The 590-nt window shown below is 71.9% G+C and carries 1 protein-coding gene; it reads right to left on the bottom strand.

The window, feature by feature from the left end; genetic code table 11:
• Nucleotides 1-590, bottom strand: a 590-nt coding sequence (locus tag EBH09_RS37360) for a CBS domain-containing protein (protein WP_121751300.1), incomplete at both ends; no start/stop codon positions are given.

Consider the following 590-nt stretch of genomic DNA (forward strand, 5'->3'; position numbering starts at 1 on the left):
CGGACGTCGACCACGCCCTCGACCGAGCGCACCAGCCGTTCCACCAGCGGGACGACCGACGTGTCGCGGACCCGTCCGGCCAGTGTGACCACGCCCTCATGGACCTCGACCCGGACCGGACCGATGCCGTCCGGAAGGCGGCCGCCGACGACCTCGTGCCGGACCTCCTCAGCGATCTCCGGGTCGGGCCGGAGGAAGACCCTGAGCAGATCGCCACGACTCACGATCCCCCGCAGCACGCCGTCGGCGTCGACGACGGGCAGGCGTTTGATCCCACGCCGCGCCATGACACGAGCAGCCCCGGCCAGGGTCTCGTCGGGGCCCACCGTGATGGCGGGGGACGTCATCAGATCCGTCGCCGTCACCCCTCGCGCCTTGTCGTGAGCCGCGACGGGCCCGGTCCTCGGGTGCACGTCCTGGTCGCTGTCGCGGAACTCCTCCTTGCGCAGCAGGTCGGCCTCGGAGACGACGCCGACCACCCGGTTCCCCGCATCGATGACGGGGAGCGCACTCATCCGCCGCGTTCGCATGGTCCGCACGATGTCCTTGAACCCCGCCCCGGCGGCCAGCGCCACCACGGAACGGGTCAT

Origin of the sequence: Streptomyces sp. E2N166, assembly GCF_003671715.1 — a bacterium.
GTDB lineage: Bacteria > Actinomycetota > Actinomycetes > Streptomycetales > Streptomycetaceae > Streptomyces > Streptomyces thinghirensis.